The sequence below is a fragment of the Leminorella grimontii genome, from assembly GCF_039789245.1.
GTDB lineage: Bacteria > Pseudomonadota > Gammaproteobacteria > Enterobacterales > Enterobacteriaceae > Leminorella > Leminorella grimontii.
In genome coordinates, this window is sequence record NZ_CP146357.1 from 1016738 (window position 1) to 1032389 (window position 15652).

Sequence of the window (15652 nt, forward strand, 5' to 3'; positions counted from 1 at the left end):
ACGGATTCCTAACGACGTTATCACACCGCATGACGATGACAAATCTTTTTATTCTTTCGGCCTGCGCGGGAATAAAACGGAAAAGGATAACGATACCGCTCTCAGGCGCGATAGCGGTAGTCGGAAGGGGTCTTGTCATACATTTTTTTAAACGCTCGGGTAAAGCTTTGCTGAGAGTCGAACTGATACTTATAGGCGATGTCCGCAATGGTTTTGCGGCTTTGCTTAAGCTCGGACGCCGCATTTTGCAGGCGCTTTTTGCGAATGTAGGTCGCTAGCGAATCGCCGGTGGTGTTCTTAAACAGCCGCTGTAGGTGCCACTGAGAGTAACCGGCCTTCGTGGCGACGCGCTTGACGTTAAGCGGCTCCTCTAAATGGTTCTCTATCCAACTGACCAAGTCATGAATAATGGTTGTTTGCAGCATTGCGTTATTTCCTTCAGCTATGGTTCCGAGCTCGGGTTCTTCAGGCTCGTCTTTTGCATTTCTTGACTAAATGCGTCTTATTCATTTCATATTCGTACTGTACGGTACAGTATTTTATTGAGGGGAAAGCGTCAAATAAAACAGCACTAAAGGTCAAAAATGGGGGAACCCGCAGGAGAGCTGGAATGTGTGGACATGTAATCAAATTAATTTATAAATGTTAAAAAATTTTAGCATTAAAAGTTAATACAGCGTCAGTTTTTGGATCTAGGATTCATGCATGGTTTGAATTAAATTGATTTAGATTTTTTTATTATATTTATTTAATTCAAATTATTAGGTTTTTATCCATTAATATGTTGGATAATTTTGAATATCATATTCAGAAATTTTGAATTAAATGTCTGGATGAAAATTACGAGGCAATTTTATGAAAAAGTCAGCTGCACTTATCGCTTTGCTATTCTCACTTGGCGCCGGTTCCGCTATGGCGGCGACTCAGGTTAGCAGCCAACAGGCACAGCAGTTACAAAGCATGGGCTCTATTTCCGGTTCGGTTCAGGTTGTTGACATGGACCAAGCGGTGAGCGCCATTGCGAAAAAGGCGGAAAGCATGAATGCAGGGCACTATCGCGTTATCGCGGTGGATTCACGGGATAACTCGAATAACTGGCGTATTTCTGCTGAGCTCTACCGCTAACCGGTTGTAGTGGCTGCCGAAGCGGGTATGAATAGTTTGGGGCCGGACGGAATTTTATTTGCCTTCTGTCCGGCGTATGATGACTGAACGTAGAATTTGAAAGGGCGTTCATCATGAAATTAGTATCGGCTTCGGTGATGTTTCTGACGCTTATTATCAGCAGCTATGCAAGCGCCATTACGGAGATCCCCCGCCGCGACGTGGCTGAAAAAATGGGGCTGCAGAGCATGGGGGTGATTAGCCTTACGGTAGACGTTTCAACCCAGGATCAGGCCGTTGAGGCGATTGCTAAAAAGGCTGAAAAAGAAGGGGCTGACTACTATCGCGTCATTGGCGCACGCGACTATGACACTTCCCCTTACTGGCGGGTTTCCGCCGAGATTTACCGCGCAGGCGGAACGGATACCGCGCCGGCTAAAAAGTAGCGCACCCTATTTTCCCTCGATTGAACCAAACGGCGGCCTCGTCCTGTAGGCTGCCGTTTTTCTATTTTGATAAGCAAACGTTAACGTATTTTACATATGCCACATCCATCAAAAAGATGCCTTCTGATAACAATAAATAATTCATTGTTTTTAATTTATAAATTTACCGTGGTGGCCAAAAGGCCAGTTGCGTGAATACGTATCAAAATGTAATAAAAAATACATATATCTCTTTGGGAGAGGTCGGAGGAGTTTGTCGTTGGCTTTGTTGTTTGCAGGTTTTTTTGCCCTGCGAGTTGAAACATTTTCAGGTAAGGGGCGCTCTTGAGAGCGCGGTTAGGGGAATATTCGGAACTCTATGATGAAAATAAAAAATGACGTCCAGGATGGAAAACGCGCCGCTTTGACCGATGAACCACAAAGAATGACTCGGGTGCGGGCCCGTACGATGGACAAGTTGATGACGACGGCAATGAACGTGCTCGAGAACGGCAAAATACCCTCCATTACAGAGCTGGCATGCGAAGCCGGCGTATCCCGGGCAACGGCCTACCGCTATTTCCCAACTCAGAGTGCGCTGATATCCGCTATTGTCAGCGACGTTTTAGCCCCGATGAAAGCCTGGAAGCCAAAAGAGAAGTCCGTGGCCGAGCGTCTGGAATCCCTGCTGGCTTTCGCCTATCCCCAGTTGGAAAGGCACGAAGGCGCCCTGAGAGCCGCGCTGCGCATCTCTCTTGAGCAGTGGGCCGCCCAGCGCTCAGGGGAAGGCGAGGCCGACATGGGGCCGCCGCTGATAAGAGGAAACCGTAAGCAGCTGGTGGAATTGGTCGCTCAGCCGATGAAAGAAAAGATGCCCAAGGCCGAATGGGACAGAATGAAGTATGCCTTTTCCCTGATTTATGGTTCAGAAGTTTTTCTTGTCCTCAAGGATATCTGGGGGCTGGAGAGCAACCAGGTTCTCGACGTCATACAGTGGATGGGCAAGGCTATCGTGCGCCAGTCCGAAGAAGAGGCCGGGCTGACTCAGCATTAACCAACGTTGATGCCCAGCGTCTCGGCGCCGTATGGCGGCAGCCTGAATCGCAGTGGGTATAGCCGGTCGATGTCCCCTTTTTATCGTCCGGCTTTTTTCTACCTTTAACCGCTTACCTTTCTCCTCGTGGGTTATGTATAACCGATGCTAAGATGTGTTACACTCCTTGGCCTTCCGTTTAATAACGCTCAATTCTAAAGGATCGTTCGATCGGGCTCCCCGATCGTTTTTCGCTATGAAACATATTGTTGAAACCATGATTTCCGAGCAGGAAGTGAAGGCGCGCATTGCTGAACTGGCTGCTGAGATTAACGCACGCTATAGCGATAGCGGTAAAGAGCTGGTGCTGGTTGGGCTGCTTCGCGGTTCGTTTATCTTCATGGCCGACCTGTGTCGAATGATAACGGTTCCCCACGAAGTCGATTTTATGACCGCTTCCAGCTACGGCAACAGCATGGACAGCAACCGCGACGTAAAAATTCTTAAAGATTTGGATGAAGACATTCGCGGTAAAGACGTGCTGATCGTCGAGGACATCATCGATACGGGCTATACCCTGACCAAAGTACGCGAAATTCTGCTGCTGCGAGAGCCTAACTCGCTGGCGCTCTGTACGCTGCTGGACAAGCCGTCTCGCCGTGAAGTACCGGTACCGATCGACTATATTGGCTTTTCTATCGCCGATGAGTTTGTAGTGGGATACGGTATTGACTATGCGCAGCGCTATCGCCATCTGCCCTACGTCGGTAAGGTCGTTCTGCTGGACGAATAAAGTTAAAAAAATAACCCGGGCGGCGTCTGCCGCTCGGGTTTTTACCTGAAGGTGGTTACTTGTCCGCCTTGTCCGTAACGAGCAGGTTGGAAATAGCCTTGCGGTACAGCAGCTCGAGTGATTCGCGGCTTGAGGCGCTGATTTCCAAGTCGCGCAGTTTTCCGTCCTGTACGTCATAAACCCAGCCGTGGATCAGCACCTTTTGCCCGCGCTTCCAGGCCGACTGCACGATGGTTGAGTGGCCCAGGTTATAAACCTGTTCCACCACGTTGATTTCGCTGAGCAGGTTGGCGCGCTTTTCCGGCGGGAATTCGCCGATAAGCGAGCTGTGCTTATACCAAATGTCGCGGATGTGCAGCAGCCAGTTGTTAATCAGACCCAGCTCCGGGTTGTCAATGGCGGCAGTAACGCCGCCGCACTCGTAGTGCCCGCAGATGATGATGTGCTCAATTTCCAGCACCTCAACCGCATACTGCACGACGGAAAGACAGTTTAAATCGGTGTGAATAACCAGGTTAGCGACGTTGCGGTGAACGAACAGCTCGCCAGGCTCAAGCCCGGTCAGGCGTTCAGCCGGTACGCGGCTATCGGAACAACCAATCCATAGAAAACGCGGCTTTTGCGCCAGCGCCAGACGTTCAAAAAATCCGGGATCGTCCTTGCTGATAGTAGCTGACCAAACCTCGTTGTTGTGCATCAGTCGTTCAATGTCTTTCATAAGTGCTATCGCTCATTGTGTTTAACGGCGTTAATATACTCGTCATACTTCAAGTTGTTGGCGCAGAAGCTGACCGTTCGGCAGAGAAGGGCCAAGGCAGCTTCATCAGGAAGACGACCGAGCGTTATTTTATACCTGATTGAATTGTTTCAAAAGTGTTAATTGATTTGTTATGCAGAGCTAGAGCGATTAAGCTGGTCGTATGTGTGGGGAATAACCCACGAATCTGCTCCGTTCCTCATTTTTCAAAATAAGGTAATCCTGTTGGCTATGACGTACGCGCTAGAATTATCTAAGTTAACCAAAGTGTATGCCGGCGGCGTTAAGGCGCTTAAAGGCATCGATTTGACCGTCGAAGCCGGCGATTTTTACGCGCTGCTGGGGCCCAACGGCGCGGGGAAATCGACCACTATCGGCATCATCAGTTCTCTTGTCAATAAAACCTCCGGGCAGGTAAAGGTGTTTGGCTACGATACCGATACCTCTTTGGTAAACGCCAAGCGGCAGCTGGGGCTGGTGCCTCAAGAGTTTAACTTTAACCCTTTTGAAACCGTACTGCAGATAGTCGTCACGCAGGCCGGATACTACGGCGTGCCGCGCCAGGAGGCGATGGAGCGCGCCAAGATGTATCTTAAGCGCCTGGAGCTTTGGGAAAAGCGCAACGAGCGCGCGATGCGCCTTTCTGGCGGCATGAAGCGCCGGTTGATGATTGCCCGCGCGCTGATGCATCAGCCCAAGCTGCTTATCCTCGATGAGCCGACTGCGGGCGTCGATATCGAGCTGCGCCGCTCGATGTGGCTATTTTTGAAAGAGCTTAATCAGCAGGGCATTACTATTATCTTGACCACGCACTACCTGGAAGAGGCGGAGATGCTGTGCCGCAACATTGGCATCATTCGTCAGGGAGAGCTGGTGGAAAACACCTCCATGCGCGAGCTGCTGTCCAAACTGCAGTCGGAAACCTTTATTCTCGACCTGGCGCCCAAGAGCCCGATCCCGCAGTTGGAAGGGTACGTCAGCCGCCTGGTGGATACCGCCACGCTTGAAGTCGACGTGGAGAGGGAGCAGGGGCTTAACGGCGTCTTCGCCCAGCTTAGCGCACAGGGCGTGCCGGTCTTGAGTATGAGAAACAAGGCGAACCGTTTGGAAGAGCTGTTTGTTCATCTGGTTAACGACTATAAGGAAGGCGAGCAATGATTCGTTTGTACTGGATTGCGCTAAAAAGCATCTGGATTAAGGAAGTCACCCGCTTCGCCCGGATTTGGATCCAGACGCTGGTGCCTCCCGTCATTACCATGACGCTCTACTTCATTATTTTCGGCAACCTTATCGGTGGGCGCATCGGCGAAATGCAGGGTTTTGGCTATATGCAGTTTATCGTGCCGGGCCTTATCATGATGTCGGTTATCACCAACTCCTACTCTAACGTGGCGTCTTCGTTCTTTGGCGCCAAGTATCAGCACAGCATTGAAGAGCTGCTGGTAGCGCCGGTGCCAACCCACATTATTATCCTTGGCTTTGTCGGCGGCGGCGTTGCGCGAGGGATCTGCGTCGGCATTCTGGTTACGCTGGTGTCGCTGTTCTTCGTACCGCTGGAAATCCACTCCTGGTGGGTGATTGCCGCGACGTTGCTTTTGACGTCGGTACTGTTTTCACTCGGTGGATTGGTTAACGCGGTGTTTGCCGAAACGTTCGACGACATCAGCATCGTACCCACGTTCGTGCTGACGCCGTTAACCTACTTGGGCGGCGTCTTCTATTCACTGACCCTGCTGCCGCCGGTGTGGCAGATGGTGTCCAAAGTGAACCCGATAGTCTATATGATTAGCGGCTTTCGCTACGGCTTTCTCGGTATTACCGACGTATCGCTTGCGATGACGTTTGGCGTACTGCTGGCCTTTACCGCCGGGTTTTATCTGCTGAGCTGGTGGCTGATTTCCCGTGGAAGAGGGCTGCGTAGCTGACGTTTATTTGTTTGTATTGTTTCGGCGGGTTATCATCCGCCGACCGTTTTTCCTTTCTTTGATTTAAACAGGGACGTTTTAGTGATGAAAAAGATATCTTTTATTTTCGGCGCATTTTTAATGCTGCTGCTGACCGGTTGCGACATGAACAAGCCGGAAATCACCGCCGAGCAGTTTCAAACCGCGATGGAAGCGGAAGGCTTTACGATGGATAACTCCAAGGATTCAAACGGCAAAGACGACGTTATTAAGCGCTATCTGATTGCGGAAAAGGACGGCGTGGCCGTTAATTTCTTGACGTTTTCCAACGAGGCGCAGGCTACTCGTGCCTATAGTCTGATGCAAAAAAAATATGAGGAAGAGAAGTCGGCGTCGAACCTGACCTCTTCAAATAAAGTCAGCATGGGAAATTACAATAAATACTCCCTGAGATATAACGATAACTATGCGCTGATGTCTCAGATTGGCAGTACGCTTATTTATGTCGGCACGCAGGCGGACAAACGGGAATGGATTGCTTCCGTCGTCGAAAAGCTGGGCTACTAGCGTTTTTTGTAACCCGTTCCGTCTTGGATGAAAAGGATGTCATCAATGACAAAGACCGTTTTAATCACCTTCCTGCTGCTGGGCGCAGGGCTTTTCGCCTCTTACGCGGCGCTCTCTGAGCAGCCGCTGGAAGTTCCGTTCGCGGCGCAGGACGCGGTGATATCGGCGCCCGTGAAGCCTAAAACCAACCTGGCGCTGGCCCGCAGCGCCGAAACTCAGATTGGCAAAACCCTCTACTACGACCCCGCCTATGTCTCTTTGCCTTATCCTAACGGCGACGTACCGGAAGACCGCGGCGTGTGTTCTGACGTCGTTATTCGCGCTTTGCGCCTTCAGGGCGCAGATTTACAGCAATTAGTTCATAAGGATATGAAGGCGAATTTTTCGTCCTATCCCGCGCGCTGGGGGCTAAAAAAGCCCGATACAAATATCGATCACCGACGCGTTCCGAATCTTGAAACTTATTTTAATCGGCATAGAATGGGCGAGCCGATTACGTTTAATCCAAAAGATTACCAGCCCGGAGACATTGTTTCCTGGCGTTTAACTAATGGATTACCCCACATCGGTATTGTGACCGACAGCTATACCTCTGACGGACGGCCTTTAGTGGTTCACAATATAGGTTCCGGAGCTCGGGTTGAGGATATTCTCTTTTTATGGACGATAAACGGACACTACCGCTATTTTTCTGAGTAAATAATGACGTTATTTATTGGAAGGACGGCGCGGTCTTATTTCAGGATGTCTCATCTTTGCCTCTATCGTCCGGTTATCTTTATGATTCTAATAAAATCAATACGATAATTTTATGAACTTCAAACATGTTCTCCGTTTGCCGATTGCGCTGTTTCTGTTCGTCGTCGGCTCCACGCTGGTCTGCGCGCAGGATACGCCTTTGCCTGATGCGAAATCCCCTCCGATTCAGGTCAAGCTGATCCGCGACAGCGAGGTTATGGCGCCGGTTGCTGGCGAAGTGATTAAGGTCGGCACGCTGCGCGAAAACGTGGAGCTTATGGCCTATCCGCTTAACGATGACTACTATGAATTTACCTTCGGCAACGGCAACGGGCTTATTGATAAAGACGATCTGAAGCCGGTGCAAAAATCGAAAAAGGCGATGGGGCTTGAACTGGCGGATCTGCAAAAGCTTAATCAGAACCTGATAACCACCCGTACGACCTCGCTCTACAACCATCCTACTGCGAAGAGCCGCGTCTTCGGCGAGCTGAACGAGAACCTGCGTTATCCTATTTTGGGGCGGCTTAAAGGCGATGACGGGGTCCTGTGGTATGAAATCAACGTCGGTGACGACGTAAAGTACGTGCGTGCCGACGACTGCGAGCTGGACAACGGCATTCCCGTCCTGACCTATCACCACGTGCTTCGGGACGAAGAGAACAAGCTTTTCCGCAATACGTCCACCACTACGTCGGATACCGCGCTCGACGCCCAGATGGGCTACCTGAAAAGCGCTGGCTATAAAACCCTATCTATGGCTCAGCTTGAAGGCTATTTGAACAACAGCGTTAACCTCCCGGCGAAGGCGGTCGTACTGACGTTTGACGACGGCCTGAAGTCGGTTTATCGCTACGCCTACCCAATACTGAAAAAGTACGACCAGCATGCGGTTGCGTTTATCATTTCTTCTCGCGTTAAGCACAATCCTCAGGCGTGGGACGCCAGTTCGCTGCAGTTTATGAGCATCAGCGAACTGAAGCAGATTCAGGACGTGTTCGAGATCCAGTCGCACACCCACTTTTTGCACCGCTATTCTGACGACCGGCGCCCGGTTCTGCTAAGCCGCACCGAGCACAATATTCAGCTGGACTTCGAACGCTCTGCCCGCGCGCTGCGGCAGTTTAATCCTAAGGTGCTTTACGTTTCCTATCCGTTTGGCGGCTATAACGACAAGGCGATTGAAGCGGCCAGGCTGGCGGGGTATCGTCTGGCGGTTACGACGGTGAGAGGAAAAGTGAAGCCGGGCGATAACCCGTTTACGCTCAAGCGGCTTTATATCTTACGCACTGACTCTATCGACACCATGGCCGAGCGCATTGCCAACAACCGTTCAGACGTCAAGCCGATGGAGGTAAAGCAGTAAGCTCAATAGCCTAGGGCGAAAACCAGAGAGAGACTCCCTCATTGCTCAGCTGTGCCAGACGTTGGCGCAGCGGCGTTCCATCGGGGAATATGAGGTCGGGAGCGATGTCGGCCAGCGGGTAAAGCATAAAGGCCCGATTGTGCATATCGTAGTGGGGGACCGTCAGGCGAGGCGTATTGATGATGCGATCGCCAAACAGCAGGATGTCGAGATCCAGCGTGCGGGGGCCCCAGCGCTCTTCTTTTCTGACCCGTCCCTGCTGGAGCTCAATCTTTTGAGTGGCATCCAGCAGCGCTTCAGGCTCCAGCGTGGTTTCCAGCTCGACCACCGCATTAAGGTAGTCGGGCTGATCTTTAGGCCCCAGCGGCGCAGTGCGGAAATAGCGCGAACAGCTGACCAGCCGCGTTTGTTCAATGCGTTTGATAGCCTCCAGCGCCGCTTCAACCTGCTTTAGCGGCTGCTCCAGATTGCTTCCCAGCGCGATAAATACCCGCGTACGGTTATGGGCCACAGCCTAAGCCTTAGTCCTGAGCCTTCGGCGTCCGCTTGCGCGGACGGCGGGGACGGCGGGGCCTGTCGGGCTCGTCGCCCAGAGAGTTAAGCATGGTTTTTTGCCGCTGGGTGTCCGCTTCCTGAAACTCTTCCCACCAGTGGCCAAGCTTCTCCAGTTCGCCTCGCTCAATTTCGCCGCGCAGCAGCAGCAGATCGAACGCCGCCCGGAATTTGGGGTGCTCCATCAGCTTATAGGCCTTTTTACCCTGGCGGCGCGGCAGGCGGATTTGTAGCTGCCAAATGTCGCGAACCAGCGAAGTGATGCGCTTAGGGATAGCCAGCGTGCGGCACTGTTCGTCCAGCGTATCATTCATTGCCAGCGCGAAGGCGTCGTAGTAGGTCAAGCCGCTTTCCTGAGCCAGCTTGTGGGCAAGCTCGACCAGCGGATACCACAGCATGGCGGCAAACAGGAAGGCCGGATTAACGCGCTTTCCGCTTTGCAGGCGACGGTCGGTGTTCTGCAATACTTTCACCAGCAGCTTTTCCATATTGCTGTCGCCGCCGGGCGTGAAGTTACGAGCGATAACCGGGAACAGCGGGCCAAACAGCCGGTGTTCGCGCATCAGCAGATAAGTATCGTAACCCTGGCCGGACTGTAAAAGCTTGAGCGCCTCCTCAAACAGCCGTGCGGGAGGAATGTCGTTCAGCAATTCCGCCAGTCGTGGAATGGGCTCGGCGGTCGTCGGGTCTATTTTCATACCTAGCTTGGCGGCAAAACGCACCGCCCGCAGCATTCTGACCGGATCTTCGCGATAGCGAACTTCCGGTTCGCCGATAAGCCTGATGATGCCCTGCTGGAGGTCGCTTAAGCCGCCGGTAAAGTCGCGCAGCGTGAAGTCGCTGGCGCTGTAGTAAAGGCTATTGATAGTAAAGTCGCGGCGATAGGCATCTTCGGTAATTGAACCGTACACGTTGTCGCGCAGCAGCATGCCGCTGTTGGCCTGCTGAGAGGCATTTTTATCGTCGCTGTCGTCGTGGGTGCCGCGGAAGGTGGCGACTTCGATGATTTCCGGCCCGAACATGATGTGGGCAAGGCGGAAACGGCGACCAATCAGGCGGCAGTTGCGAAACAGCTTGCGCACCTGCTCCGGCGTGGCGCTGGTGGTGATATCGAAATCTTTCGGCTTTTTGTTTAACAGCAGATCGCGGACGCCGCCGCCGACCAGATAGGCTTCATAACCGGCCTTATTCAGCCGATAGAGCACTTTCAGCGCGTTGTCGCTGATGTCTTGGCGGGAAATGTTGTGCTGCGCGCGAGGAACGATAAGAACGTCGTCTTGGGCATTGTCGTCTTGCAGTTCGCCTGATCCAGGCTCTCGAGTGAATACCTTGCGGCAAAAATCAGCTACGCGGGTAAAAATAGGACACCTCGGTTGTTGTCTTTCTGTAAACCAATGAGCCCGAAAGCGCGCTTGCGCCATAACGGCCAAGCGGTCGGGCTCTGAAAATTCGTTAATTCCGCCCTTAGGCGGACGACATCATCCACTGTGGATGAAAAAATCGGCGGCCTATGATAGCTCACGCGAAGGCGTTTGAGAACGAAAACCGTATTAGGGCCGCTTTCCTCAATTACTGGTAGCGCCTGTACTGTGCGAAGGGCAGGGGATCGACGACGGCGTCCAGTGGCCGATCGCCCACGCCAGAAGTTCGTCGGTCGATGCGTCGGCCCAGCCGTCGGGCAGCGTTTGCCCAAGAAACGTGAGCGCCTTGCCAAGCGTCGGCACGGGATTTCCTTCCGGCAGCGCCGGCGCGTGATTCTGCTTGGACAGTTTGTCGCCCGCCTCGTTGAGCGCCAGCGGCAGGTGCAGGTAGTCCGGTTCCCGCCAGCCAAGCTGGCGATAGAGCGCAATCTGCCTGACGGTGGGAAGGATGAGATCGGCGCCGCGTACGATTTCCGTCACGCCCTGAAAGTGGTCGTCCACCACGACGGCAAGGTTATAGGCGAACAGGCCGTCTTTGCGGTGAATGATAAAGTCTTCTTTGGCAAATTCAGGCGGCACGTTGATATCGCCGCAGAGTTGGTCGTGAAAGCCTAAAACGGGCTTAGCTAATCTAAGTCTGAGGGCAGCTCCGCCTGCGGGAAGGTTCAGGTCTCTGCAGTGGCCGTCGTAAACGCCGTCAAGCAGCTGGATTCGAGCGCGGGTGCAGTTGCAGTAGTAGCAGAGATTTTGTTGATAGAGGGAGTCAAGCACCTGTCGATAGGCGTCGGCGCGCTGAGACTGATAGAGAACGTCGCCGTCCCAGTGAAGCCCGTAGCGCGCAAGCGCGTTCAGTATTCTGGACGCGGCGCCGGCAACCTCACGCGGAGGATCGATATCCTCAATGCGGACCAGCCAGCGTCCGCGGCGGGCTTTGGCCTGCAAGAAGCTGCCCAGCGCGGCGATGAGTGAACCAAAGTGCAGGTCCCCGGAAGGAGAGGGGGCAAAGCGCCCCACATAACGAGTCGTCATGAAAACGGAGTATGCGTTAAGAAAGGCGAACCTTTCTCTTTAACGGTATATCAGCGAAGCCGGATGGCGGCGTTAGCCCGCCATCTGCTTTTCACGGATCTCAGCCAGCGTTTTACAGTCGATGCACAGATCGGCCGTAGGACGGGCTTCAAGACGGCGAATGCCGATTTCAACGCCGCATGACTCACAGTAGCCGAACTCGCCTTCAGCGATTTTTTGTAGCGTTTTGTCGATTTTCTTGATCAACTTACGCTCGCGATCGCGGTTACGCAGCTCCAGGCTGAATTCTTCTTCCTGCGTCGCACGGTCAGCAGGATCGGGGAAGTTTGCCGCTTCGTCTTGCATATGGCTAACGGTGCGGTCAACTTCATCCCTGAGCTGCCCACGCCACGCTTCAAGAATCAGCTTGAAGTGTGTAAGCTGGGCTTCGTTCATATATTCCTCTCCCGGCTTCTCTTGATAAGGCTCTAAGCCCGCAATAGCCAGGATACTTAAGGACGAGGTCTTACGCTTTTGCCCTTCTTGCATTTTGCTTCTCCTACAAAATACGCGTTGTCGATTTGACTCTAAGAAAAAATCAGGCCGCTATAAATAACAGATGAGGATGAAGTTAGCAATTTTTCCTCCTCTGAGTATGACAATGCTGTGAGGGAAAGCACTTTCCGCTGTAAACACTGTCGTTTCTTTAAGCAAAACTGTTTCACGCGTTATTTTTTATTCTAAAAATCACTCTTTAAAAGGTAGCGGCGCCTGCAGGATCATCCCCTTTGGGGAGATATCTGCTTTATAACAGACGACTTCGACACCGCATTCCTTAACTCGTTCAAAAAGCTTAGCGTAAGTCGGATCCACGTGCCTTGCGACGTCGACGCACTCAATGCCTGAATGCAGTACGGCAAACAGCAAAACGGCTCGATGACCCCGCTCGGCTTCGGCCTGCAGCTCTCTTAGGTGCTTCTGGCCGCGCGCGGTGACGGCGTCGGGAAAGTAGCCGCATCCGTTTTCCAGCAGCGTGACTGACTTCACTTCAATATAGCAGTCAGGTCTGTTTTCGTGCCCCAGCAGAAAGTCGATGCGGCTGTTCTCTTCCCCGTAGCGCACCTCGCTGCGAAGGGTCTCGTAACCCTTTAGCGGTGCGATGTTGCCCTGTTGCAATGCCTCTTTCACTAGCTCATTGGCCCGTAACGTATTGATACAAATAAAGTGCCCTGCCTGAGTTTGAGTGAGCTCCCACGAGTGCGCATATTTCCGCTTTGGATTCTCGGACGTAGAGTACCAAACCGTGTCGCCGGGCTCCGCGCAGCCGGTCATTGCGCCGGTGTTGGCGCAGTGCAGCGTCAGGGTTTCGCCCTGTGGCGTGACGACGTCGGCTAAAAATCGCTTATAGCGCTTGATAAGCAAAGCGGATTTCAGCGGGGAGGAAAACAGCATGGCAGTCGTTGTCCTTCATAAGTAAAACGCTATGGGGGGAGGATTATTCACTATGTCGGGCGATAGGTAAAACACTAAACGCGTCATTTCGTCGTTTATGTCGGCAGGAATTGAAATCCCCGCGAAGCCTTATCGCTTCGCGGGGGCGCTCACTTCAAGAAGTGACGAACGTCGTCGGCAAAAAGATGAGTATCCAGAATGCCGGCCATATGCCCCTTTTGGCTCTCTATTTCTACTAAAGTGACCTCTTTTTGCATATCGCTTAGCGTCTGCGCCATCTGGCGGTTATAGACCGTCGGCTGAAGCTGATCCTGTCGGCAGGAGACCAGCAGGACCTTAGCCTGAATTTTCTCCAGCGCGTTTTTCAGCGAATCGTGCCCTCGCGCCGCGTCGTGAAGCATCGTTGCCCGGCAGGTGTAATACCAGTGGCTGGCGTCAATAACGGCGCAACTTGCCGCGACGGCGTTGCCCAGCGTGGTCTCGAATCCTAGCGGATGATCTATCGACGCATAGGGTGCGTCCGCGCTGTCGCGCGGGTAGGCCTGCTCATATAATTCGGCGCTAAAGGCGCCGGCGTTCATCATCTGCACCGCCAGGCGTTTACCCTCTTCTGGCTCCCGATCGTCTTCGTAGTCGCCGTTCTGCCATTTGGGATCCAGTGCAATGGCGCGCATGGCGTGCTGGCATACGTTAAACGAGGTCTGAACCGGGTTTTGAGGATTGGTGATGACACCGATTGCCCGCTCCAGCATGGTCGGATAGAGGATAGCCCACTCAATGGCGGCAAAGCCGCCGGCGGATGCGCCCGCTACGGCGTACAGTTTTTCAATACCCAACTGAGTGGTTAAGAATTGGTGCTGAATGCGCACCATGTCCTTGAAGGTGAATTGGGGAAAGCGGCTTCCCCAGCGCTTTCCCGTCGCCGGGTTGACAGATCTTGGGCCGGTCGTTATCACCTTTGGGTTTTTCCACTGTACGTTGCAGAGGTTGTCGATGGCGATAACGAAAAACCGACGGGTGTCGATAGCTTTTCCCGGCCCGATCAGGCCGTCCCAGTATCCTGGCGCTGCGTCCTGCGGCGAGTATTTTCCCGCAGCGTGGCTGGAGGCGCTGAAGTAGTGGGCGATAAGAATAACGTTGGACTTTTCGTCGTCCAGCGTCCCATAGGTTTCATAGCCCAGCGTTATCGGAATGGACTGGCCGCACTCCAGCGTGAAGCTTGCTAACTGAAAGCTTTTCTTTTCTACCTGATTGAGTTCCATTACTTAGCCTCCTGACGCCGTTTTCTGCCGGTTTCAGGCAGAAGAAAAGAGCCGATAAAGAAAGACAAACTCAGCGCGACCGACAGGTATAGTCCGGTCTTAAAGCCATAGGCATCGATGACCAGCCCTACGCCGTAGTACGCTACCGTTTCAAAAATATAGGAAAAGGACCAGAAGAACCCCATCATCAGCGTGAGCCTGGACGGCGTCATTTCCGGCAGCTCCTGCGGAATGGTCAACAGTGCGGTCATCGGCAAAAACATCATAAAGCCTAGGCCCGCAGCGGCGGCTAACGCCACCGGCGCGGACGACGCCGTCACCATGAGCAGACCGAAAGCGCTCATTACCAGGCCGGACCAGCGAACGATCGGTAAACGCAGCGGGAATTTTCGTACGGCAAAAATACCGCAGGCCGCGCCGACGACGCCGGCGAAGGCCACCGTGGCGCTCAGGTTTTTCGGGTCGATGGCGCTTATCTTGGAAATCGGCAGGATAGTTAATACCACGATGTAAAGCAGCAGCAGGCCGGAGTAGGTAAAAGGCATAGCATAATTGAACGGGTCTTTGAGCCCGTCGGAAAAGCCGTACTCTTTTTTCGGCGTTGAGGTAGTCGCCGCGTTAGCGGGCTGGTTCAGCGGAAAGTCTTCACCGATAAACAGCCACAGCACTAAAAGCACCGCGCTGCATCCGGCAAAGAAAATCAGCGTTCCCTGCCAGCTGTTTTGCTGCCAGGCGACGACCGGCGCAACCACTATCATGGCTAAAATGCCGCCGATGTTGTACGCCGAGGCGTTGATGCCGTTCATCAAGGGGCGCTGCGACGCTTCAAAATAGCGCACCACAAAGGGGGCGAAGTAGACCACCAGCAGCGCGCCGCCGAACCCCATGACAAAACGCATCAAAACAAACATCCAGTACTGGGTGGCGAACGCCGCCAGCAGGGCGCCCAGCACGATCGCGCTCGACGCGAAGGCCACCGCCCACTTGGGGCGAAGCTTGACCAAAAACCAGGCCGCCATCAGGTTTCCTACGATTTTTGCCAACGTAATCGCATTGGAAATCAGCGTGGCCGATGCGAACGACGTCAGGCCGAAGAAGGCCATTATGCTTCCGGTCAGCGTCGAGCCGGCAATCCAGTTCACGGCAAAAAGGGCGTAGGAGAAGAAAAGTAAAAACTCAACGAGGTAAGCGCGAAGTCCCGGTTTGTTCATTTTTCATGTCCGTCTCAGAAGTTGAAGGAAGTAACAAAAAGGAAAGGGCTCTTGGCATT

18 protein-coding genes are annotated in these 15652 nt (G+C 53.1%); 9 read left to right on the forward strand and 9 right to left on the reverse strand.

Annotated features, from left to right (window positions below; genetic code table 11):
* Window positions 1–101: 101 nt before the first annotated feature.
* Complete coding sequence (locus tag V8L73_RS04830; RefSeq protein ID WP_051155628.1) at window positions 102–425, reverse strand: helix-turn-helix domain-containing protein; 324 nt, start codon at window positions 423–425, stop codon at window positions 102–104.
* 430 nt (window positions 426–855) lie between these two features.
* Between V8L73_RS04830 and V8L73_RS04835 the strand changes: the two genes are divergently transcribed.
* From V8L73_RS04835 to hpt, 4 genes are all read left to right on the forward strand, one after another.
* Window positions 856–1125, forward strand: coding sequence for a DUF1471 domain-containing protein (locus V8L73_RS04835; RefSeq protein ID WP_027274046.1), 270 nt, complete (start codon window positions 856–858; stop codon window positions 1123–1125).
* A 113-nt stretch (window positions 1126–1238) separates the two neighbouring features.
* Window positions 1239–1550 carry a DUF1471 domain-containing protein gene (locus V8L73_RS04840; protein ID WP_036023589.1) on the forward strand — a complete coding sequence of 104 codons (312 nt, stop codon included), beginning with the start codon at window positions 1239–1241 and terminating at the stop codon, window positions 1548–1550.
* Between the two features lie 358 nt (window positions 1551–1908).
* Entirely contained in the window at window positions 1909–2583 is a 675-nt protein-coding gene (locus V8L73_RS04845) for a TetR/AcrR family transcriptional regulator (protein ID WP_347254253.1), read from the forward strand.
* A gap of 235 nt (window positions 2584–2818) precedes the next feature.
* Complete coding sequence (gene hpt / locus V8L73_RS04850; RefSeq protein WP_027274044.1) at window positions 2819–3355, forward strand: hypoxanthine phosphoribosyltransferase; 537 nt, start codon at window positions 2819–2821, stop codon at window positions 3353–3355.
* A 55-nt stretch (window positions 3356–3410) separates the two neighbouring features.
* Here hpt and can read toward each other — a convergent pair whose 3' ends face one another.
* Window positions 3411–4073 carry a carbonate dehydratase gene (gene can / locus V8L73_RS04855; protein ID WP_027274043.1) on the reverse strand — a complete coding sequence of 221 codons (663 nt, stop codon included), beginning with the start codon at window positions 4071–4073 and terminating at the stop codon, window positions 3411–3413.
* A gap of 270 nt (window positions 4074–4343) precedes the next feature.
* Between can and V8L73_RS04860 the strand changes: the two genes are divergently transcribed.
* The 5 genes from V8L73_RS04860 (at window position 4344) to V8L73_RS04880 (ending at window position 8687) form a co-directional block, all read left to right on the forward strand.
* Window positions 4344–5270 carry an ABC transporter ATP-binding protein gene (locus tag V8L73_RS04860; protein ID WP_027274042.1) on the forward strand — a complete coding sequence of 309 codons (927 nt, stop codon included), beginning with the start codon at window positions 4344–4346 and terminating at the stop codon, window positions 5268–5270.
* Entirely contained in the window at window positions 5267–6037 is a 771-nt protein-coding gene (locus V8L73_RS04865; protein ID WP_027274041.1) for an ABC transporter permease, read from the forward strand. Before V8L73_RS04860 ends, V8L73_RS04865 begins: the two co-directional genes overlap by 4 nt.
* An 84-nt stretch (window positions 6038–6121) precedes the next feature.
* Window positions 6122–6583, forward strand: coding sequence for a hypothetical protein (locus V8L73_RS04870; RefSeq protein WP_027274040.1), 462 nt, complete (start codon window positions 6122–6124; stop codon window positions 6581–6583).
* Between the two features lie 45 nt (window positions 6584–6628).
* On the forward strand, window positions 6629–7282 hold the full coding sequence (locus V8L73_RS04875; RefSeq protein WP_174788500.1) for a DUF1287 domain-containing protein: 654 nt from the start codon (window positions 6629–6631) through the stop codon (window positions 7280–7282).
* A gap of 112 nt (window positions 7283–7394) precedes the next feature.
* Window positions 7395–8687: a polysaccharide deacetylase family protein gene (locus V8L73_RS04880; RefSeq protein WP_261831238.1), complete on the forward strand. Its 1293-nt coding sequence runs from the start codon at window positions 7395–7397 to the stop codon at window positions 8685–8687.
* 10 nt (window positions 8688–8697) lie between these two features.
* On the opposite strand, the gene folK is transcribed toward V8L73_RS04880, so the two are convergent.
* From folK to V8L73_RS04915, 7 genes are all read right to left on the reverse strand, one after another.
* Window positions 8698–9198, reverse strand: coding sequence for a 2-amino-4-hydroxy-6-hydroxymethyldihydropteridine diphosphokinase (folK, locus tag V8L73_RS04885; protein ID WP_261831237.1), 501 nt, complete (start codon window positions 9196–9198; stop codon window positions 8698–8700).
* Window positions 9199–9208: 10 nt separating this feature from the next.
* The gene (pcnB, locus tag V8L73_RS04890; RefSeq protein ID WP_261831420.1) at window positions 9209–10600 is read right to left on the reverse strand and encodes a polynucleotide adenylyltransferase PcnB; all 1392 of its coding nucleotides are present in this window, start codon (window positions 10598–10600) and stop codon (window positions 9209–9211) included.
* Between the two features lie 204 nt (window positions 10601–10804).
* Entirely contained in the window at window positions 10805–11689 is an 885-nt protein-coding gene (gene gluQRS, locus V8L73_RS04895) for a tRNA glutamyl-Q(34) synthetase GluQRS (protein WP_036023584.1), read from the reverse strand.
* 72 nt (window positions 11690–11761) lie between these two features.
* Window positions 11762–12217: an RNA polymerase-binding protein DksA gene (dksA, locus tag V8L73_RS04900; RefSeq protein ID WP_027274034.1), complete on the reverse strand. Its 456-nt coding sequence runs from the start codon at window positions 12215–12217 to the stop codon at window positions 11762–11764.
* 198 nt (window positions 12218–12415) lie between these two features.
* Window positions 12416–13120 (reverse strand): DNA/RNA nuclease SfsA, encoded by a 705-nt coding sequence (sfsA, locus tag V8L73_RS04905; protein WP_347254254.1) that lies wholly within the window; start codon window positions 13118–13120, stop codon window positions 12416–12418.
* Window positions 13121–13269: 149 nt separating this feature from the next.
* On the reverse strand, window positions 13270–14382 hold the full coding sequence (locus tag V8L73_RS04910; RefSeq protein ID WP_347254255.1) for an alpha/beta fold hydrolase: 1113 nt from the start codon (window positions 14380–14382) through the stop codon (window positions 13270–13272).
* Window positions 14382–15593, reverse strand: a complete 1212-nt coding sequence (locus V8L73_RS04915; protein ID WP_347254256.1) for an MFS transporter — start codon at window positions 15591–15593, stop codon at window positions 14382–14384. Before V8L73_RS04915 ends, V8L73_RS04910 begins: the two co-directional genes overlap by 1 nt.
* Window positions 15594–15652 lie beyond the last annotated feature (59 nt).